The sequence below is a fragment of the Streptomyces sp. NPDC007808 genome (assembly GCF_042868655.1).
Lineage (GTDB): Bacteria > Actinomycetota > Actinomycetes > Streptomycetales > Streptomycetaceae > Streptomyces.
In genome coordinates, this window is sequence record NZ_JBIAEQ010000006.1 from 637835 (window position 1) to 657344 (window position 19510).

15 protein-coding genes are annotated in these 19510 nt (G+C 72.4%); 8 read left to right on the forward strand and 7 right to left on the reverse strand.

Annotated features, from left to right (window positions below; genetic code table 11):
• Positions 1–50 precede the first annotated feature (50 nt).
• The 5 genes from ACFYNL_RS25280 to ACFYNL_RS25300 are packed head-to-tail and all read right to left on the reverse strand — an operon-like array spanning position 51 to position 4494.
• Complete coding sequence (locus tag ACFYNL_RS25280) at positions 51–920, reverse strand: biotin-dependent carboxyltransferase family protein (protein ID WP_388807240.1); 870 nt, start codon at positions 918–920, stop codon at positions 51–53.
• Positions 917–1534, reverse strand: coding sequence for an allophanate hydrolase subunit 1 (locus tag ACFYNL_RS25285; protein WP_388807242.1), 618 nt, complete (start codon positions 1532–1534; stop codon positions 917–919). The genes ACFYNL_RS25280 and ACFYNL_RS25285 overlap by 4 nt, the downstream gene beginning before the upstream one ends.
• Positions 1531–2298 carry a LamB/YcsF family protein gene (locus ACFYNL_RS25290; protein WP_388807244.1) on the reverse strand — a complete coding sequence of 256 codons (768 nt, stop codon included), beginning with the start codon at positions 2296–2298 and terminating at the stop codon, positions 1531–1533. The genes ACFYNL_RS25285 and ACFYNL_RS25290 overlap by 4 nt, the downstream gene beginning before the upstream one ends.
• A gap of 49 nt (positions 2299–2347) precedes the next feature.
• On the reverse strand, positions 2348–3196 hold the full coding sequence (locus ACFYNL_RS25295; protein ID WP_388807246.1) for a putative hydro-lyase: 849 nt from the start codon (positions 3194–3196) through the stop codon (positions 2348–2350).
• On the reverse strand, positions 3193–4494 hold the full coding sequence (locus tag ACFYNL_RS25300) for an MFS transporter (RefSeq protein ID WP_388807247.1): 1302 nt from the start codon (positions 4492–4494) through the stop codon (positions 3193–3195). Before ACFYNL_RS25300 ends, ACFYNL_RS25295 begins: the two co-directional genes overlap by 4 nt.
• Before the next feature lie 135 nt (positions 4495–4629).
• Between ACFYNL_RS25300 and ACFYNL_RS25305 the strand changes: the two genes are divergently transcribed.
• The 4 genes from ACFYNL_RS25305 (at position 4630) to ACFYNL_RS25320 (ending at position 12795) form a co-directional block, all read left to right on the forward strand.
• Positions 4630–5325: a GntR family transcriptional regulator gene (locus ACFYNL_RS25305; RefSeq protein ID WP_388807249.1), complete on the forward strand. Its 696-nt coding sequence runs from the start codon at positions 4630–4632 to the stop codon at positions 5323–5325.
• A gap of 284 nt (positions 5326–5609) precedes the next feature.
• Positions 5610–7136: a hypothetical protein gene (locus ACFYNL_RS25310; RefSeq protein ID WP_388807251.1), complete on the forward strand. Its 1527-nt coding sequence runs from the start codon at positions 5610–5612 to the stop codon at positions 7134–7136.
• 31 nt (positions 7137–7167) lie between these two features.
• Complete coding sequence (locus tag ACFYNL_RS25315; RefSeq protein WP_388807253.1) at positions 7168–8049, forward strand: hypothetical protein; 882 nt, start codon at positions 7168–7170, stop codon at positions 8047–8049.
• A 72-nt stretch (positions 8050–8121) separates the two neighbouring features.
• Positions 8122–12795, forward strand: a complete 4674-nt coding sequence (locus tag ACFYNL_RS25320; protein WP_388807255.1) for a hypothetical protein — start codon at positions 8122–8124, stop codon at positions 12793–12795.
• A 30-nt stretch (positions 12796–12825) separates the two neighbouring features.
• On the opposite strand, the gene ACFYNL_RS25325 is transcribed toward ACFYNL_RS25320, so the two are convergent.
• Positions 12826–13512, reverse strand: a complete 687-nt coding sequence (locus ACFYNL_RS25325) for an alpha/beta fold hydrolase (RefSeq protein ID WP_388807257.1) — start codon at positions 13510–13512, stop codon at positions 12826–12828.
• A gap of 187 nt (positions 13513–13699) precedes the next feature.
• Here ACFYNL_RS25325 and ACFYNL_RS25330 point away from each other — a divergent pair, with 187 nt between their 5' ends.
• On the forward strand, positions 13700–14662 hold the full coding sequence (locus tag ACFYNL_RS25330; RefSeq protein WP_388807259.1) for a helix-turn-helix transcriptional regulator: 963 nt from the start codon (positions 13700–13702) through the stop codon (positions 14660–14662).
• A 148-nt stretch (positions 14663–14810) separates the two neighbouring features.
• Here ACFYNL_RS25330 and ACFYNL_RS25335 read toward each other — a convergent pair whose 3' ends face one another.
• A complete protein-coding gene (locus ACFYNL_RS25335) occupies positions 14811–15410 on the reverse strand; it encodes a hypothetical protein (protein WP_388807261.1) in 600 nt (199 codons plus the stop codon).
• 422 nt (positions 15411–15832) lie between these two features.
• On the opposite strand from ACFYNL_RS25335, the gene ACFYNL_RS25340 reads away from it, so the two are divergent.
• From ACFYNL_RS25340 to ACFYNL_RS25350, 3 genes are read left to right on the forward strand one after another with little or no spacing between them, the layout of a single operon-like run.
• Positions 15833–18661 carry a nitrate- and nitrite sensing domain-containing protein gene (locus tag ACFYNL_RS25340; protein WP_388807263.1) on the forward strand — a complete coding sequence of 943 codons (2829 nt, stop codon included), beginning with the start codon at positions 15833–15835 and terminating at the stop codon, positions 18659–18661.
• Positions 18658–19095, forward strand: coding sequence for a roadblock/LC7 domain-containing protein (locus ACFYNL_RS25345; protein ID WP_388807265.1), 438 nt, complete (start codon positions 18658–18660; stop codon positions 19093–19095). Before ACFYNL_RS25340 ends, ACFYNL_RS25345 begins: the two co-directional genes overlap by 4 nt.
• 9 nt (positions 19096–19104) lie before the next feature.
• A complete protein-coding gene (locus ACFYNL_RS25350) occupies positions 19105–19500 on the forward strand; it encodes a DUF742 domain-containing protein (RefSeq protein ID WP_388807267.1) in 396 nt (131 codons plus the stop codon).
• Positions 19501–19510: the final 10 nt, after the last annotated feature.

The following is a 19510-nucleotide window of genomic DNA, read 5'->3' on the forward strand; positions in this document are numbered from 1 at the left end:
GCTCCTGCGGCGCGCCGCAGGCGGCGTGACTCTCCCCGGCGCCGCCCCGGTCAGCGACGGCGTACGGCCACGAAGCGGATCGGGGTGCCCGGTACCGCCTGGGCGACGGCCGGCAGGTCGGCCGCCCGTACGACGGCGATCACCGGGTAGCCACCGGTCGTCGGATGGTCGGCCAGGAACACGACCGGCCTGCCGTCGGGCGGGACCTGGACCGAGCCCAGGACCACGCCCTCGCTGGGGAGTTCACGGGCGACCGCCCGATCCAGCGCGGGGCCCTGTGTGCGCAGTCCGATGCGGTTGCTCGCGGGGGAGACGCGGTAGACGCGGGAAGTGAAGAGGCACACCGCGTCCGGCTTGAACCAGTCGTGGCGTGGGCCCAGGGTCACGCGCAGAACCAGCTCCGCGGGGGGCGCCGGCTGCGCAGCGACGTCCACGCGCGCGTGGAGCGGCGTGGGGCGGCCCACAGGCAGCACCGTGCCGTCCGTCAGGGGCGGTGGGCCGAGACCGGACAGCAGGTCGGTGGAGCGGCTGCCGAGGACCGGCTCGACAGTGATGCCGCCACCGACAGCCAGGTAGCTGCGGACGCCCGACACGGCCGGGCCGACGTCCAGGAGGGCACCCGCGGGCACGCGCACCGGAGCGCCCCAGGCGACCGGGCGTCCGGCCACGGTGACCCGGCAGGGCGCCCCGCCGACCGCGACGGTGACCGCCGAACGAGGCCGCACGGCACAGCCGTCGAGGGTGGTCTCCAACACGGCCGCTTCGGGGGCGTTGCCCACGAGACGGTTGACCAGTGCCGCCGCCGGTCCGTCCAGCGCGCCCGAACGGGGCACGCCGAGGTGGGCGTGTCCGGGACGGCCGAGATCCTGCACCGTGGTGAGCGCCCCGGCGCGTACGACGGCGAGAGCGCGGTCGGTCATGAGCTCGCCACCGGAACGAAGCGCACGCGCGTGCCCGGCGACAGCAGCGCGGCCGGCACGCGCGTGTGGTCCCACAGCACGGTGTCCGTGGTCCCGATCAGCTGCCAGCCGCCCGGCGACGAGCGCGGGTACACCCCCGTGTACGGCCCCGCCAGCGCCACCGCGCCCGCCGGTACGGCCGTGCGCGGGGTGGCCCGGCGCGGGACTTCGTAGCGGGGCGGCAGACCGGTGAGATAGCCGAATCCGGGGGCGAAACCGCAGAAGGCGACGCTGAACTCGGTACCCGCGTGGATACGGGCCACCTCCTCGGCGGACACGCCCCAGTGCGCGGCGACGTCGGCCAGGTCCGGGCCGTCGTAGCGCACCGGAAGCTCCACCACGTCACGCGCGCGTGGGGGCGCGGGCGGCGGCTCGGACGTGGTCAGCTCGCCGGCCACTCGGGCCGGCTCTGCGAGGCCGTCGAGCAGGACCGTGCGGGCCGCGGGCACGATCTCGCGGACCGCCAGCGAGCCCTCCGCGCGGCGCCGCAGCAGTTCCGCGTGCAGCGCCTGGGCCTCCTCGCCCGAGGACACCTCGACGAGCAGGGCGTCGTCGCCGACGTGCAGCGCCCTCATACGAAGGCCTCCACCCGCACGCCCGACTCCTCCAGCCGGGCCCGTACCCGGCGGGCCAGCTCGACCGCGCCCGGGGTGTCCCCGTGCAGGCACAGGGAACGGGCCCGTACCTCGACCGGGACCCCCGTGTGCGAGGTGACCAGGCCCGTATGGGCCAGGTCCACCGAGCGCTCCACCACCGCCTCCGGGTCGGTGACGACGGCACCGTCCCGGCCGCGCGGCACAAGGGTGCCCTGCTCGGTGTAGGCGCGGTCCGCGAACGCCTCCGTGACGGCCGGCAGTCCGGCCTCGGCGGCCAGGTCCAGCAGACGGGAGCCGGGCAGGCCGAGCACCGGCAGGCCGGCGTCGGCCCGCGTCGCGAGGAGCACGCCGTCGACGACCGCGCCGGCCTGCTCCTCGTCGTGCACCACCCGGTTGTAGAGGGCACCGTGCGGCTTGACGTACGACACGCGCGTGCCCGCGGCTCGTGCGAAGACCTCCAGGGCGCCGATCTGGTAGGCCACTTCGGCCGACAGTTCGGCGGGCGGTACGTCCATCGCGCGCCGCCCGAAACCCGCGAGGTCCCGGTAGGAGACCTGGGCACCGATCCGCACCCCGCGCTCGGCCGCCTGCTCGCACACCCGCCGCATGGTGGCCGCGTCCCCGGCGTGGAAGCCGCAGGCCACGTTGGCACTGGTGACGACGGACAGCAGGCGTTCGTCGTCGGTCAGCTGCCAGCGGCCGAAGCCCTCACCGAGGTCGGCGTTGAGATCGATCGAGGTCATGGATCCTTCTGTGTCTGGTCAGGCGACGCCGTACCGCTCGTGGCGGCGGTCAGGCGACGCGGTACTGCTCGTCACGGGCGTCGGTCAGGAACATCTGGCCCGGCGCGTGGGTGATGGCGAACGGCGGGCGCGAGGCCATCACGGCGGCCTGCGGGGTCACCCCGCAGGCCCAGAAGACCGGGATGTCGTCCGGCTCGGCGTCCACCGGATCGCCGAAGTCCGGCCGGGTGAGGTCGGCGATGCCCAACGCCGCGGGATCGCCGCAGTGCACGGGGCTGCCGTGCACCGCCGGGAGCAGGCTGGTCTCCCGGAGCGCCGCCGCCAGGTGCTCCGGCGGCACCGGGCGCATGGAGACGACCACAGGGCCGTGCAGCCGCCCCGCCGGACGGCACTGACGACTCGTCACGTACATCGGGACGTTGCGGCCCTGCTCGACGTGGCGGATCGGGACGCCGGCCGCGGCCAGCGCCCACTCGAAGGTGAAGCTGCAGCCGATCAGGAACGACACCAGGTCGTCCCGCCAGTACGCGCGCACGTCCGTCGGCTGTTCCACCAACTCCCCGTCCCGCCACACCCGGTAGCGCGGCAGATCGGTGCGCAGGTCGGCGCCGTCGGCGAGGACGGTCGTCCAGGAACCGGCGTCCGTGACGTCGAGGACCGGGCAGGGCTTGGGGTTGCGCTGGCAGAACAGCAGCATGTCGTACGCCCAGTCGGCGGGCACCGCGATCAGGTTGACCTGGGTGTGGCCCGCCGCGACCCCGGAAGTGGGGCCCGTGAGGCCCTCCCGGAAGCGGGCGCGGGCCGCTGTCGGGCTCCACGCGTGCGCGTGCTCCTCGACGAGGACGAGCGGGCGGTCCTCGGCCACGACGGTGACCGGAGAGTCCTCCGTGTGGTTCACGCCAGCTCCTTCCCGCGTGTCTCGGGCAGCCCGAGCAGGGCCAGCGCCGCGATGCCGTAACCGATCGCGCCGAAGACCAGCGCGCCGCCCACGCCCCAGGTGTCCGCCAGGAAGCCGACCGTCGTCGGGAAGACGGCACCCACCGCGCGGCCGGTGTTGTACGTGAAGCCCTGTCCCGTGCCGCGCACGGCCGTCGGATACAACTCGCTCAGGTAGGAGCCGAAGCCGCTGAAGATCGCCGACATGCAGAACCCGAGCGGGAAACCGAGCACGAGCAGCAGGGTGTTGGCGCCGCTCGGGACGTTCGCGTAGGCCTGGATGCACACCGCCGACAGCAGGGCGAACAGCCAGATGTTGCGGCGGCGGCCCAGCCGGTCGGTGAGGTAGCCCCCGGTCAGGTACCCGACGAAGGCGCCCGAGATCAGGAACGTCAGATAGCCGCCGGTGCCGACGACCGACAGGTCGCGCTCGGTCTTCAGATAGGTCGGCACCCAGGTGGCGAGGGTGTAGTAGCCCCCCTGGACCCCGGTGGAGAGCAGCACGGCGAAGATCGTCGTACGCAGCAGGCCGGGCTTGAAGATCGCCGTGAACGAGCCCTTGTCGGCGCTCCGTTCCCGCACCGCCACCGCCTCGGGGGCGTCGTGCACCCGGCGGCGCATCCAGATGACGAGCAGCGCGGGCAGGGCGCCGGTCCAGAACATCACGCGCCAGGCCAGGTCGTCGTCGAGGAACGAGAAGACCACGGTGTACATGACGGCGGCGAGCGCCCAGCCGACGGCCCACGAGCTCTGGATGGCCCCCAGGGTGCGGCCCCGGTGCTTGGCGCTCGCGTACTCGGCGACGAGGATCGCGCCGACCGCCCACTCACCGCCGAAGCCGAGGCCCTGGAGGGCGCGGAAGACCAGCAGGGTCTCGTAGTTGGGCGCGAAGCCGCAGGCGACCGTGAACACGGCGTAGGTGATCACGGTGATCATCAGTGCCTTGACCCGGCCGATCCGGTCGGCCAGAACCCCCGCGAGGGCGCCGCCGATCGCGGAGACCACGAGGGTGACGGTGGTGAACAGGCCGGTCTGGCCGCTGTCCAGGCCGAAGTACGCGGCCAGGGCGACCATGCTCAGCGGCAGCGTGAAGTAGTCGTACGAGTCCAGGGCATAGCCGCCGAACGCGCCGGCGAAGGCGCGGCGGCCGCGCGGACCCAGGGCGCGCAACCAGCCCAACGCCCCGTCGTCGGAGGGGTGTCCGGGGGTGACGGGGCGTGTGTCGGTGCTCGGGGCCTGAGGCGGAGGGGTTGTGCTCATGGGCACCTCGCAGTGAGGGGACGGAGGGTGCTGGGAGGTTGAGCCGTACTTGTTCGAAGCACCGTAGAGGATCGTTCAACGATCCCTCAATACCTATGTTGGTTCGTCCTTGTGATCTGCGATTGAATTCCTGGCATGGACGATCAGCTGACCTCTCTGTCCGAGGACCGCGCCCTGCTGGGCCGCACCAGCACGGCGGAGCGGGTCTCGGACATCCTCAGAAGCCGCATCGCCGAGGGGTTCTTCCCGCCCGGCACCCGGTTGTCGGAGGACAGCATCGGAGGGGCGCTCGGTGTGTCCCGCAACACACTCCGCGAGGCGTTCCGGCTGCTCACCCATGAACGCCTCCTCGTCCACGAACTGAACCGCGGGGTGTTCGTCCGGGTTCTGACCGTGGAGGACGTCGAGGACATCTACCGCACGCGCGGGCTCGTCGAGTGTGCCGTCGTGCGCGGGCTCGGCGAGCCGCCCTACGACCTCGACGCGCTCACCGGGGCGGTCGAGGAGGGGCAGCGGGCGGCGCGCGAAGGTGACTGGAAAGGAGTGGGTACCGCCAACATCCACTTCCACCGGGAACTGGTCTCCCTCGCCGGGAGCGCCCGCACGAACGAGGTGATGCGCAGCGTCTTCGCCGAGCTGCGGCTCGCCTTCCACGTGGTGGACGACCCGCGCCGACTGCACGAGCCGTACCTGTCCCGGAACCTGCACATCCTGCAGGCGCTGACGCTCGGCGACAAAGGCGAGGCCGAGAGGCTGCTCGCCGTGTACCTCGACGACTCGCTGAAGCGGGTGGTGGAGGTCTACCGACGCCGGGTGGCGGGCACGCACTGAGGCGGGTGGCGGGCACGCACCGAGCCGGGTGGCGGGCACGCACTGAGGCGGGTGGCGGGTACGCACCGAGCCGGGTGGCGGGTACGCACCGAGCCGGGTGGCGGGCACGCACCGAGGGGACGCGGGCAGCCGCCCGCCCTGCCACCGGCGCCCGGAGGCGGGACGGGGCGCTGGACGACTCAGAGGGCGTCCGCCGTCGTCGCAGAGGCCGCCGCCCGGCCCCGCTCCGCCGACAAAGACCTTCGTTTGGGTCGTTGTCAGACCGAGGACCTAGTCTGTGCACCGTGACTTCGCCTGCATCGACGGACCGTGTTCCGCCCCAGCTCAGCGCGGGGCCGCGCCCCGCTCCGGGCCCGGCCGCCGACGAGGGTCTGGCGCGGCGGCTGCGCGCGCTCGCCTGCACCGCGCCGCTGCACGACCTCGACGCGCGCAAGGCCAACCTCGCGGGTGAGTACTCCGTCTACGGCATGGCCGAGGTGGCGCTCGCCGCCATCGACCTGGTCACGCTCAACATGGACTTCGACACCGGAGCCGACCACGACCAGATCGTCGCCCGGCTCATCCCGCGGATCGCCGCCCAGGCCCCGAGGCGTCCCGCCGCCGAGCACGAGCGGGTGGCCCGCTGGGTGCTGGAGAACCTGATCAACGTCGGCAGCGTGGACCGCGGCTTCCGGGCGGTGTACGGCACCTTCGCATCGGACGGCAGCTACGTCCGCCGCGACTACGACTTCAAACTGATCGAGGAGGTGCCGGGTCCGGGCGGCACCGTCTACCTCCGCACGACCGACGAGGCTGTCAACGTCCTCGTCGGCGCCCTCGACACCGATGTGACCAGCGCCCAGATCGCCGCCGAGGTCAAACTGGAGGTCCTGATCAACCGCGGCCGCCTCGCCGACGCGCAGCTGGCAGCCGAACAGGCCCGGTACCGGACCGTGCAGTACTCGGAGACGCTCCGCAGGGCCCTGGAAGCGACCCGGCGCAACGTCCGGGCGGTGGATTGGCTGAACTCCGTCCCCGACATGATCGCCGAGGCACTCGACCACGTCGCCGACCGCTACCGCCACGAGAACGCGATCCTCACCAACATCCGCAAGGCCCGTGACGAGACGGAGGACGCCGAGCACAAGCGGCGCGCCGCCGAGCTCGTCGACATCGTGAAGGACTGCATCCGGCGCCATACGCAGCTTCAGTCCCGGCTGCTGGAAGCCGGACCGCTCTTCCGCGCCGAACAGGACCGCCAGGCCTTCGCGACCCCGATGACGACATCGGGAACAGACCTGTACGGACACCTGCTCGCGCCCGTCCTGCCCCTGCCGCTGGAGCAGGCCGTCCGGGTCACGGACGCCTTCTTCGCGCGCGGGACCGGCCTGCGCACGCCGGTGTCGGTGCGCGTGGGTGACCTCGTCGACATACTGCTGACGCCGCCCGTGGAGCGGGAGCACCTGGGCGCGGAGATGCCCGAGCCCGACCTCATCGCCACGCCGGACGACAGCCGGTTCAGCGAGGAACAGCTGACCGCCGCCCGGGAGCTGCTGGATCTGCCGGCGGACGCGCCCAGACGGCTGTCGGGACTGCTGGCCCAGGCACGGCGGCAGGACCCCGAGCTGCCGTACCTGGTGGCCTTGCTGGCCGTGCACGCCGCCAGCCCGCCGGTGGGCACCGCGTACCGGCAGGGCGAGGAGAAGCTGCTGTTCGCCGTGGACGACGGGACGGAGCTCGACGACCCCGAGTTCGGAGGCGCCGACCTGATCGTGGGGACGGCGCTGCTGGACGCGGCGGGGATGGCCGCGGACAGGACGGAAGCAGCATGAGTGAGCAACAGCGCAGCAAGGAGCACCGACCGTGAGCGAGCACGTCGAGTGGAGTGACGCGGAGGCCCCCGCCCCGCCGGCGACCGCCGCGGTCACCCCCGCCGACGCCGCCGACGCGGCGCGGCTCGTCGCCTTCGGGTTGCAGCCGAAGCTGCAGCCCGCGCGCGACCAGGAGTACGCCGAGCTGCTGCGGCGCTACCGCGAGGACCCATCGTTCGCCAGGCTCGCGGACGCCGTGGCCGCCGGGCTCGGGCTCGTCGTGCTGGAGGTGTCGCCACGCGCGGGCATGGCGGTGACCGCCGCCGAGGACTCGGTCTTCGCCGTCCGCATGGGGGACTACGCCCGTCGGACCTCGGCCGACGGCGGCGACCGGTTCCTGCACGGACTGGCCCATCTCGCCGTGGCCGCCATGGCGTTCCCGCGACCCGAGGACCTCGCCGACGACGGATACATCGGCCGGGTCACGGTCAACGGCGTCGACGCCTTCGTACGGCAGGCCTGCCGGCGGCTGGAGGAGCGGGCGGAGGAACAGGGCGAGAACACCGACCCGGCCACCGACGCGCCCGGCCTGGAGGCCGCCTGGCGGATCTGGGTCAGACGCAGCGCCACCGGCGCCACCAAGGACGCGCGCCGCCTCGCCGGTTCCACGACCGGCATCGTGGCCAAGGCCGTGGCCTTCCTCACCGACTCCGGCTTCCTGCAGCGCACGGGCGACGACAACGGCGGCACGTACCGGACCACCGCCCGCTACCAGCTCCAGGTGCGCGACATGGCGGGCAGCGCCGCCATGGCCGAGCTGCTGGAGCTGGGCGTGGTCCCGGTCACCGACGGCACACCGACCCTGCTGCCTCCCGAGGACTCGGACGATCTGGAGCTGGCGGCCGACGCCGGGCTGCCGTTCCACTCCGCGTGAGGCGGCCCTCGCCGCCCGATCCGCCCGAAGCCCGAACTTCCCTGATCTGACGAAGACTTACGAGAGTCCGCCATGTACGAGCTGTCCAGGGTCCGCCTCTACTCCATCGGACCGGCCGGTGCGCGCTACGCCGACACCGTGCTTGACCTGCGCGGTGTGGGCGAACCCGTGCCCGATCCCGCACCGACGCAGGCGGAGTTCTTCGAGGAGGAGCCCGTCGGGCCGCCGCGTCGGCCCGCGCCCGCCGGGGTGCTCTTCCTGGAGAACGGCGGCGGCAAGTCCGTCCTGCTCAAGCTGATCTTCTCCGTGATGCTGCCCGGCCACCGCAACACCCTCGGCGGCGCCAGCTCCGGAGTGCTGCGCAAGTTCCTGCTCGCCGACGACTGCGGCCATGTCGCGCTGGAGTGGCAGCACGTCCTCACCGGCGAGTGCGTCGTGGTCGGCAAGGTCAGCGAATGGCGCGGACGCCAGGTCTCCAACGATCCGCGGAAGTTCGCCGAGGCCTGGTACTCGTTCCGGCCCGGCCCGGGACTCAGCCTGGACAACCTGCCGGTCGCCGAGTCCACCGCCGTACGTCCGTCCGTCGAGGGCCAGTCGGGCGCACAGGGGCGCCGCCGCACCATGAAGGGCTTCCGGGACGCGATCACCGAGGCGGGCAAGGCGTATCCGCATCTGGAGGTGCACTGGGAGGAGATCCACGACCGGTGGATCGAGCACCTCGGCGACCTGGGCCTGGACCCCGAACTCTTCCGCTACCAGCGGGAGATGAACGCCGACGAGGGCGAGGCAGCCGGCCTGTTCGCCGTGAAGAAGGACTCCGACTTCACCGACCTGCTGCTGCGGGCCGTGACGGACACCCGTGACACCGACGGGCTCGCCGACCTGGTCAGCGGCTTCGGCAACAAGCTGGGCCGGCGCGCCGAGCTGATCGCCGAACGCGACTTCACCGCCGGATCGGTCGACCTGCTCGGGCGGATCGTCGAAGCCACCGGGACACGCGCACGCGCGCGTGACATCCACGCCGGTGCCGAGCGGCGGACCAGGACCCTGGCCCGGCGCCTGTCCGCGCGCGGCGTACAGGAGCGTGTGCGCGCCGCCGACCTCGCCCAGCGGGTCACCGCCGCCGCCTACGCCGTCACACACGCGGAGGCGGCGCGTGAGCGCAGTGCGCTGATCTCGGCCGAACTGGCCTACCGGCACGCCTCGCTGGCGCTCGCCGCGGCAGAGAAGTCGGCGGCCGCGCAAAAGCGTGAGCTCGCCGACGCCCGCACGCTGCACTCCGCCTGGCAGGCCGCCGAGGCCGTGCTGCGGCACCGGGTCGCCGCCGACCGGGTCGCGCGCGTGGCCACCGCGATCCAGGAGGCCGAGCGGGACGCCGCCCCCGCGCTCGCCGCACGCGCCAGGGCCGCCGTCGATCTCGTACGGGCCCTGCACGCCGCCGCCCAGAGCGCCGAGACCCTCGCCAACGAGGAGGAGGAGCGGTCCGCCGCGCTCCAGGAGGTCAGCGAGGCCGCGTACCGCGACTCCACCGCCGCCGCCACCGAGGCGCAGCGCGCCCGAAGCGACATCGGGCATCTGCGGCAGCGGTTGAACGAGGTCGAGCAGGAGACCGCCGAGGCCGTGCGCGCCGGGTGGCTCGACGACAGCACGCCCGACGCCGACCCGGCCCGTGCGGCGCTCGCCGCGAGCGACGCCGAGAAGACGGCCGTCGCCGCCTGGGACACCGCCCGCGAGGCATCGCGGCGCGCATCGGAGCACGCGCGCGAGGCGGCCTCGGCCGAATCCCGCGCCGAGCTGACGGCGGCCCGGGCCGCCGACGCCGCCGCCGCTGCCGAGCGGTCCTACGAGGCGGAGCGCCGCCTCGCCGAGAGCCTGGCGACGGAGGAGAGGCTCGCTGAACTCCTCGGCCTGGCCGGCGAGTCCGGCCCGAAGCGCGGGTCCGTTCCCGCTCCCCGCTCGGGCGGCGACCCCAACGGCACGTCCGCTCGCGACGGTGCCGAGGTCTCCGTCGCGAGCACCCCGAACGACGGCGCCCTCACCCCCGAGGACCTGGACCGCTTCGCCGACGAGCTGCGCGAACTGCTCGACGACGCCGTCTCCGGCGCCGAGCGACAGCTCTTCGAACTGCGTACGGCGGCTGCCGACGACTCCCGGATCCTCAGCGCACTCGGTGACGGCGGGCTGCTCCCGCCCGGCCCCGACGTGCTGGCCACCGTGGAGTTCCTCGGCGAGCAGGGCATTCCCGCCCTGCCGGGCTGGCGCTACCTCGCCCAGGCCGTCGACCCCGCCGACCACGCGCGCGTACTCGCCGCCCGGCCCGAGCTGGTCGACGGCGTCATCATCACCGACCCCGACACGCACGCACGGGCCAGGGAGGCGCTCGGCGACGCAGCGCTGCTGCCCCGGTCGGCCGTCGCGGTGGGTACGGCAGCCGCGCTGCTCGCCCCGACGCCGGCGCCGGACGCGCAAGGCGGTGACGTCTTCCTCGTACCGCCCAACCCCGCCATGCACGACGAGCACGCCGCCGACGAGGAGCGTCAGGCCCTGCGCGCCCGGGCCACCGAGCGGGACGACGAGATCCGAGGCCTCGCAGCACGGCTCGGCAAGGACCGGGAGCTGGCCGCGCGGCTCGCCTCGTGGCGGACCGGCTGCCCGGCCGGTCGGCTGGTCGAGCTGGCGCGGGCCGCCCGGGACGCGCGCGCGTTCGCCGAGGAGTCAGAGGCCGAGTTGTCCGAGGCACGGACCGTTCGCGCCGAGGCCGACGAAGCCGCCGCCGAGGCCGCGCAGGTCCGCGACGAGCGGCAGGAGGCCGCACAGAAGGCGCGACGTGCCGCCGATGCCCTCGCCGGGCTGGCCTTCCGGCTGCGTGAGCGGGCCGGCTGGCAGGTGAAGATGCGTGAACTCGCCGACGAGGCCACCGAGTCCGAGGCCCGCGCCCAGGCCTGCCTGGAACGGGCCCGCGCCGCCGACGAGGACCGTCGCGCCGCCCAGCGCGCCGCCGATGACGCGCGTCGCACCGCCCGTGCCCTGCGCGCCGAGCGCTCGGAGATCGCGGGCGCCCCGGACGACGTACCGGACACCGGCACGGATGACCCGAAGGCTTCCCTGCCCGCGCTGCGCGAGGCGTACCGGGCCGCGTCCCAGGTCTACGAGAAGGTCGGCGTCGGCGCCGATCTGCGCACCGAGCAGGCCCGCGCCGAGAGCGACGAGAGCGCGGCGCGCGCGGAGCTGGACCGGTTGAGCAACAAGGTCCGGACCCGGGCCGAACAGCTCCTGCAGTCGCCGGACGGCTCCGACGGGCCGTCCCGGCAGGCTGCCGCCGCGCGCGCGGAGGAGCTGGTCCAGCTCCTGGAGACCCGAATGTCCAGCGCCAGCGAGCAGTTGGGACGGCTGCGCGGCGAGGCCGAGCGGCATGCTCCGCAGGACGGCGAGACACACACCGAACTGCCGGAGGAACTTCAACCGCGTGACGCCGAGCACGCGCAGGCCCTGCTGCGCACGGCGACCGCCGAACTCGCCTCCCGCACCGAGGCCTTGGCGCAAGCCCGCGAGGCGCACGCGGAGCTCCTCGAAGCCCATCGCGCCGCCGAGGACGCGGCGGGCGGCTTCGACGAGATCGCCGCGATGCTGCGCGACCTGTTGCGCGAACACGTCCAGGACGAGGAGCAGGAGGAACCGGAACCGTACCCGGGCAGCCTGGAGGAGGCCCGGCAGGCCGCTGCCGAGACCCGTCGGTCGCTGCGCGGCTGCGCCGCCGACCTGTCCGCCGCCGAGGGGGCCGTGCGCGAGGCGAGCGACGTACTCGTACGGCACGCCAACTCCACGCGCTACGAGCAGGTTCGCACCCCGGCCCGTCAGCAGATCCGCGAGCTGCCCGCCTCGGCACTGCCCGAGCACGCGCAGAAATGGGCGGACGCCTTCGCGCCCCGACTCCGTGTGCTCACGGACGAGTTGGCCCAGCTGGAGCGCAACCGCGACTCGATCGTGGACCGGCTCCGAGGCCTGGTCGAGTCGGCACTGGCGACCCTTCGGTCCGCCCAGCGGCTGTCCCGGCTTCCAGAGGGACTCGGTGAGTGGTCCGGGCAGGAGTTCCTCCGCATCCGCTTCGAGGAGCCCGACCAGGCCACCCTCACCGAACGGCTGGGCGAGGTCATCGACGAGGCCACCCGAGCGGCGGTGAAGAAGAACTCCGACCTGAGGCGGGACGGCATGTCGCTGCTGCTGCGGGGCGTCGCAGCGGCGTTGCAGCCGAAGGGCGTCGCCGTGGAGATCCTCAAGCCGGATGCCGTCCTGCGGGCCGAGCGTGTGCCCGTCGGACAGATGGGTGACGTCTTCTCCGGTGGTCAGCTGCTCACCGCGGCCATCGCGCTGTACTGCACGATGGCCGCCCTGCGGTCGAACGACCGGGGCCGCGACAAGCACCGGCACGCCGGCACGCTGTTCCTGGACAACCCGATCGGACGCGCCAACGCCACCTACCTGCTCGAACTCCAGCGTGCCGTGTCCGACGCCCTGGGTGTACAGCTCCTCTACACCACCGGCCTGTTCGACACGACCGCGCTCGCCGAGTTCCCGCTGGTCATCCGGTTGCGCAACGACGCCGACCTCCGAGCCGGACTGAAGTACATCAGCGTCGAGGAGCACCTGCGTCCGGGGCTGCCGCAGCAGCCGTCGGCCGGGGAAGCGGTGCACAGCGAGATCACGGCGACCCGGATGTTCAAACGGCCGGCACCCGCGACTGCGTAGTCACCCGCCCCGTCTCCGGCTCAGCGCCCGTCAGGCCGTGTCGGCCGCCGCAGCCAGGATCCGGGCCAGCTCGTCGGGCTTGGTGACCATGGGCCAATGGCCGGAGTCGAGGTCGGTGAAGTCGACGTGCTTGGCCCGGGCGAGTTCCGGGACGTCGCCCGCCTCGATCCACTCCCGGGCCTGCGCGGGGGTGAACTCCGGGCACACGACCACCACCGGGACGTCGAACCTCCGCTCGTCCGTCAGCCGCACCACACCCTTGGCCACGCCGGCTGGGAGAGGGATCGCTGCGGCCGCGAACTCCCGCCTGGCCCTGTCGTCGAGGTCGGCGGCATCCGGCCCCTCGAAGGGACCCCAGCCCGGGAAAGGAACGACACCGTCCCGCACCTCGAAGAAGTCGGCGTAGGGCTGACCGCCGGTGGACGGGAAGCCGCCGATGAGGGCGACCTTGGAAAGCCGGTCCGGGCGCCGGTCGGCGGCCAGCCAGGCAAGCGTGCAGGCGGCGGAATGCCCCACCACCATGGGCTTGCCGGGTGCCGCGTCAACGGCAGCCAGTACTGCCGCCATCTGGTCGTCGAGCGTGGCCGATGCGGAGCCGTCGCCCTGACCCGGCAGGGTGAGCGGTACGGGGCGGTGACCGAGCGACTCCAGCGCGGACGCGACGCGTCCCCAGACGGATCCGTTCAGCCACATGCCGCCGATGAGCAGGATGTCCATGGTTCGATCCCCTTCTTCTTCCTCGTGGCGTCACCGTAGAAGGAGATCCGGACGATGTACTGCCGGATCATTCGGCGAGCGTGCGAGAGAGGTGGAAGTGGAAGCGGTCGGGCCTGCTCTCCGGCCTCGGACGAAGACCGCTCGCATCCTCGGCCGCGGAGTTCAGCCATGCGATTAGCCTGCTCCCGTGCCCCACGACCTCAGCCCCACCGCCCGAGCGCTGCGTGCCCTGGAGATCCTCCAGGCCCGACCCGGTACGACGGCCGGTGACCTTGCCGTGCGGCTGGGCGTCACGGAGCGCGCAGCGCGCCGGTACGTAGGCATCCTCCGGGAAGCCGGCATCCCCGTGGAGTCGGTCCGGGGACCGCACGGCGGGTACCGGCTGGGCCGCGGGACGCGGCTGCCGCCGGTGCAGTTCACGCAGTCCGAGGCTCTCGGCCTGGTGATGGCGGTCCTCAGCGCGCAACCGGCCGCGGCCGAGGCCGACGACCTGGTGGGCGCCGCCCTGGGCAAGGTCGTCAAGGCGTTGCCGGAGGGTGTGGGACAGCAGGCCGCGATGCTTCGCGAGTACGCGTCGGCCGCGCCTGACCCGCACTCGACCCGCCCGGATCCGGCCGTCACCAGCGACCTCGTCGACGCCGTCGCCGCCCGGCACCGCGTGGGGGTCACCTACCGCAGCGAAGCCGGCAACGAGTGGGAGGCGGAGGTGGACCCCTGGTCCATCGTCGTCCGCTACGGCCGCTGGTACCTGCTGTGCCACTCCCACCGCGCCGACGCCATTCGCACCTACCGAGTGGACCGGATCCGCGCTGTCCGTTCGACCGGGCACGGGTTCGAACCGCCCAAGGACCTCGATCCGGTGGCTGTGCTGGAAAAGAACCTCGGCGTTGGATGGGAGTTCTCCACCCGTGTCGTGTTCGACGCTTCCCTGACCGAGGTTGCCCCATGGATCCGACCGCCCATGGGGCGGCTTGAGCCCTTGGGAACCGGATGCGTGCTGATCGGCAGCACTCGCAACCCGGACATGTACGCACAGGAATGGCTGGCGAAGGTGCCGTTGGCCTTCCGCGTCGACGGCGGTGAGGAGCTGCGCACCGCCGTCGCGTCACTCGCGGCGCGTTTCGGCGCCGCCGTGTCGGACCAGCCCTGACCGTCTGCCGAGGGCCGGGCGCCAAAGCGAGATCCAGCGAACTGCCCTATGGAGCAGGGCAGTTCATCCTCGATCGGTTGTCCGACGTGAGGAGCCTCATCTCCCACCGCCCGTACGTGAGACGGGATCGCGGCCGCACCCTGTTCCCTCAGGAATGCGACAACTGCCCCGCTCCGCCCCGTCGGCGTATTCGCCGCTGCGCGCGCTCGGCCTCCCGTGCCTGCTGTCGCGCCCGGCGCCGCTCCCGGCGAAGGGCACGCGCCGAGCTGCTCGGTGTCGAGACCACGCCGTGGCGCTGGTTCCAGACCTGACGGGTCACCCAGACGTCGAGAGCGCCCCAGGTGGCCACCACGGTGCTGGCCACACTGCTGATGACCATCGGGAACGCCAGCCAGGACCCCGCCAGGGTGCACAAGAATGCCACCATCGCCTGGATCAGCGTCACCGCGATGATCAATACGGCTCGCACCGCCGCCGTTCGCACCGGGTCCGGCATCCGGCGGCGCCGGGCGGGCTCCTCCACCCACAACGGCCGGGAGACGGCCCGTTCCTGCGTCGTCGCACCGTCAACCACACCTGCAGCGCGGCGATCCGTCGTCGCTGTCATGCCGGCCGGAACGGCTTGGTCGCCCGTAGTGCTCCCTCCGTCTGTCGGAACGTCCCGATCAGACGCCTCGGGACCGGGTCCCGGTGCCGAATGCGCCGTCACGCCGCCCTCAGGCGCCTCGCTCAGCTCCGCCGTGCCCATCACCGTGTCACTCCCCACCGCCGGTAGACCGCTCGCCGGCATCCGAAGACTCAGCTCCCCAGCGGTTGCCCGGCTTGCGCTGTTTTACGCCGTCCGGGGGAGCCATGCGGCTCCTGTGGCCCAATCCGCCCCCGTTTCCCATGAAGAAGGACGATCGAGGCGTCCGGAAGATTCCCGCGGTAGATGAATTTCCAGCCAACTGGCCCGTGAGACCGGCCAGATCCTTTCCGTGAGCCGTTGCATGTTCGCGGGAGGCAATCTCCCGTAATGCCCGGACAACTCCCCATGTCTCGCCAGCGGTGCGGAAGTTCGGATTCCGGATGGCTCTTCGAGTTACTTGTGCGTCGGTAGTAGGCTCGCGCCCAATTGTTGACGCACAGGTGTGCCCCCTCGACCGCGGGGGGTTTGAGCTGGGGGAGGCCATGCACTTTCGCGGGAAGTCGATCCGCCGGAAGATGGTGGCGCTGCTTCTCGTGCCGCTGGTGTCCCTGGCCGCCATCTGGGGCTTCGCCACGGTACTCACAGGGCGAGGTGTGGCCCAGCTGTTCACGGTGTCGTCCCTCGTCGAGAAGATCGGCTACTCCACCGAGGACGCTGTCCGCGTCCTGCAGCAGGAGCGCCGCCAAGCGCTGGTCTACCTCGCCGACCGCCGGGCCTCGGACGCACAGTCCGCTCTGCGAGCCACTCGGAACGCCACGGACACCGCCGTCGCGAAGATCCGCAAGAACGCCAAGGACCCTGATGTCCGTGACGGGTTGGACCAGGGCGACAGCGAGCGTCTGACCGCCGTCCTGGACGCCTTCGACGGCATCAGCCCTCTGCGTCGCAGCGTCGAGGACGGCACGGTCACCCGCGCCAAGGCATTCGACCTCTACAACCGGCTCGTGGATCCCTGTTACGCCCTGCTGGGCTCCCTCGACGGGATCGACAGCGTGGCGATGGACAAGCAGGCCCGCGCCCTCCTCAACGTCACCCACGCCCGCGAACTGCTCTCCCGTGAGGACGCGCTGCTCAGCTCGGCCCTCGTGGTCGGCAAACTCTCCCGCCAAGAGATACGCGCGGTCTCCGATCTCATCGCCCAGCGCACCCTCATGTACGAGATCAGCCTCACGGACCTTCCCTCGCCGGAGCGCGAACGCTACGAGCGCTTTTGGAAGAACGCCTCCACCGCCCCGTTGCACGTCGCCGAACAAGCCGTCATCTCCGCCCAGCCCGGCGGCCCCGTCAGAGTGGACGCCCAGACCTGGGACGCAGCCGCCGGAAGCGTTCTCGACGAACTCAGCAAACTCAACGACGAAGCGGGCGACCGCTATCAGGAGCGCGTCAACCCCGTCGCGATGGGCGTCATCGTGAAGGCTGCCATCGCCGGTGTCCTCGGCCTTCTGGCCCTGCTGTTCTCCCTGTTCCTGTCCGTGCGCATCGGCCGCGGCCTCATCCGCGATCTACGGCAGCTGCGGCTGGAGGCCCACGAGGCGTCCGGTGTGCGGCTGCCCAGTGTGATGCGACGCCTCTCCGTCGGTGAACAGGTCGACGTGGAGACCGAGGTGCCGCGTCTGGAGTACGACAAGAACGAGATCGGTGAGGTCGGCCAAGCCCTCAACACCCTGCAGCGCGCGGCCGTCGAGGCCGCTGTCAAGCAGGCTGAACTGCGCGCCGGCGTCTCCGAGGTCTTCGTCAACCTCGCCCGCCGCAGCCAGGTCCTCCTGCACAAGCAGCTCACTCTCCTCGACACGATGGAACGCCGTACCGAGGACACCGACGAACTCGCCGACCTGTTCCGGCTCGACCACCTGACCACCCGCATGCGCCGTCATGCCGAAGGCCTGGTGATCCTCTCCGGCGCCGCACCGTCCCGGCAGTGGCGCAAACCCGTCCAGCTCATGGACGTCGTGCGTGCCGCCGTCGCCGAGGTCGAGGACTACGAGCGCATCGAGGTACGCCGTCTGCCTCGCGTCGCCGTCACCGGTCCGGCCGTCGCGGACATCACCCACCTCGTGGCCGAACTCCTGGAGAACGCCACGGTGTTCTCCCCACCGCACACGGCCGTCCAGGTCCTGGGCGAGCGCGTCGCCAACGGCTTCACCCTGGAGATCCACGACCGCGGCCTGGGCATGGCCGCCGACGCACTGCTGGACGCCAACCTCCGGCTCGCCGAGACCCCCGAGTTCGAGCTGTCCGACACCGACCGGCTCGGCCTGTTCGTGGTCAGCCGACTCGCCCAGCGGCAGAACGTCCGCGTCTCGCTGCAGCCGTCGCCGTACGGGGGCACGACGGCCGTCGTCTTCATCCCCGACGCGCTGCTCACCGACGACGTCCCGGACACCAACGGCATCGGCTTCCGCCTCGACCGGCCCGCCCCCTCCAAGGAGGCCGAGCTGGAGGAGGCGCGCCGCGCCGCCCTCGCCCAGGTCCCCGCCCGCGTGCCCGGCCTCCCCACCTCGCTGTTGGACGGCCCGGTCGAACTGGAGGCCCCGGTCGATCTGGACGCCCTCAGCGACTTCCCGGACACGCTCGACGGGGGGGACGGCGAAGGCAGCGGGCTCTTCCGCACCCGTCGCGCCCTCACCCGCCCCGAGGACGAGGCGAAGGGTCCGATCGGCCCGCACCCGGTGTCCGGCATCCGCAGCGGACCGGAGCAGACCGAGCAGGGCGACGATCTGAGCGCCCCCGTCCCCCTCCCTCGCCGCACCACTCCCAAGCTGGTCAGCTCCCACGGGCGCCCGGTCACCGACCAGCGCTCCCGGCGGGACGAGCGGGCCGAAGCGGAACCGGAGGCCTCGACCGGCCGGAGCCGACCCGAACCGAACGGCCTCGCCCCTCTGCCGACCCGCCGCCGTGGCACCGGCCCACGCGGGCGGGCCCCCGGCACGCCGGACCGGAGCGGTGACCCGGCCGGCACCCCACCCGTCGGCGGGCGCAGCCGAGGCGAGGCCGAGGAGCCCGCAGTCCTCCCCAAGCGCCCACGGCGCCCCGCGATCGCATCGTCCGATCCCGAGGCCCCCGCCCCCAGCACCGGTTCGGGAGCCCTGCCCCGGCGCGTACGGCAGGCCAGCCTGGCTCCGCAGCTCAAGCAGGGCCCTGCCCGGCGCGCCGAGGAGCCGGCCGAGCTCGCCGAGCGGGACGCGGACGAGGTACGCAGCCGCATGTCCTCGCTCCAGCGGGGCTGGCAGCGTGGCCGCCAGGAGAACGCCGCGGGCGACGACGCCCACAGCGGCACAGCACCACAAGGAACTAAGGGGGACGGTCGATGACCGCACCAAAGACGACCGGCCACACCGCGACCACCCGGTCCGGCGAGCTCAACTGGCTCCTCGACGACCTGGTGGACCGCGTCGCCAGCATCCGTAAGGCCCTCGTGCTCTCCGGGGACGGCCTGCCGACGGGCGTGTCCAAGGACCTGACGCGCGAGGACAGTGAGCACCTGGCCGCCGTCGCATCCGGGTTCCACAGCCTCGCCAAGGGCGTCGGCCGCCACTTCGAGGCGGGCAACGTCCGGCAGACCGTCGTCGAACTCGATGACGCCTTCCTGTTCGTGACGGCCGCCGGTGACGGCAGCTGCCTCGCGGTCCTCTCGGACGCCGACTCGGACGTCGGCCTGGTCGCGTACGAGATGACGCTCCTCGTCAAGCGGGTGGGTGTGCATCTGGGCAGCGCTCCGCGCACCGATCTGCCTTCGGGTGGGTAGTGGGATGGCATGAGCGTTGAGGGTCAGGGAAGAAGCCACTGGTTCGACGACGAGGCCGGACCGGTCGTTCGCCCGTACGCCATGACGCGCGGCCGCACCACCAGCGCGGCCCAGCACCGCCTCGACCTGATCGCGGTGGTCGTCGCCGAACCGCAGGCGGACGATCCAGAAGGCGACTCGTCGCTGTCCCCGGAGCACGTGGACATCGTCGGGCTGTGCCGTGACGCCCCGCAGTCCGTGGCGGAACTCTCCGCCGAGCTCGACCTGCCCATCGGAGTCGTACGGGTCCTCATCGGGGACCTCGTGGACGCTGAATTCGTCCATGTGAACCGGCCCGTACCGCCGGCCGAGCTGGTGGACGAGAGTATCCTGCGCGACGTGATCAACGGCCTGCGGGCGCTGTGAGCGGCGTGGA

What these genes read in the sequence shown, in the direction of transcription:
- ACFYNL_RS25300 (WP_388807247.1), bottom strand. Translation starts at nt 4,494, where the DNA reads ATGAGCACAACCCCTCCGCCTCAGGCCCCGAGCACCGACACACGCCCC.
- ACFYNL_RS25320 (WP_388807255.1), top strand. Translation starts at nt 8,122, where the DNA reads ATGTACGAGCTGTCCAGGGTCCGCCTCTACTCCATCGGACCGGCCGGT.
- ACFYNL_RS25350 (WP_388807267.1), top strand. Translation starts at nt 19,105, where the DNA reads ATGAGCGTTGAGGGTCAGGGAAGAAGCCACTGGTTCGACGACGAGGCC.
- ACFYNL_RS25340 (WP_388807263.1), top strand. Translation starts at nt 15,833, where the DNA reads ATGCACTTTCGCGGGAAGTCGATCCGCCGGAAGATGGTGGCGCTGCTT.
- ACFYNL_RS25335 (WP_388807261.1), bottom strand. Translation starts at nt 15,410, where the DNA reads ATGGGCACGGCGGAGCTGAGCGAGGCGCCTGAGGGCGGCGTGACGGCG.
- ACFYNL_RS25325 (WP_388807257.1), bottom strand. Translation starts at nt 13,512, where the DNA reads ATGGACATCCTGCTCATCGGCGGCATGTGGCTGAACGGATCCGTCTGG.
- ACFYNL_RS25305 (WP_388807249.1), top strand. Translation starts at nt 4,630, where the DNA reads ATGGACGATCAGCTGACCTCTCTGTCCGAGGACCGCGCCCTGCTGGGC.
- ACFYNL_RS25285 (WP_388807242.1), bottom strand. Translation starts at nt 1,534, where the DNA reads ATGAGGGCGCTGCACGTCGGCGACGACGCCCTGCTCGTCGAGGTGTCC.
- ACFYNL_RS25345 (WP_388807265.1), top strand. Translation starts at nt 18,658, where the DNA reads ATGACCGCACCAAAGACGACCGGCCACACCGCGACCACCCGGTCCGGC.
- ACFYNL_RS25290 (WP_388807244.1), bottom strand. Translation starts at nt 2,298, where the DNA reads ATGACCTCGATCGATCTCAACGCCGACCTCGGTGAGGGCTTCGGCCGC.
- ACFYNL_RS25280 (WP_388807240.1), bottom strand. Translation starts at nt 920, where the DNA reads ATGACCGACCGCGCTCTCGCCGTCGTACGCGCCGGGGCGCTCACCACG.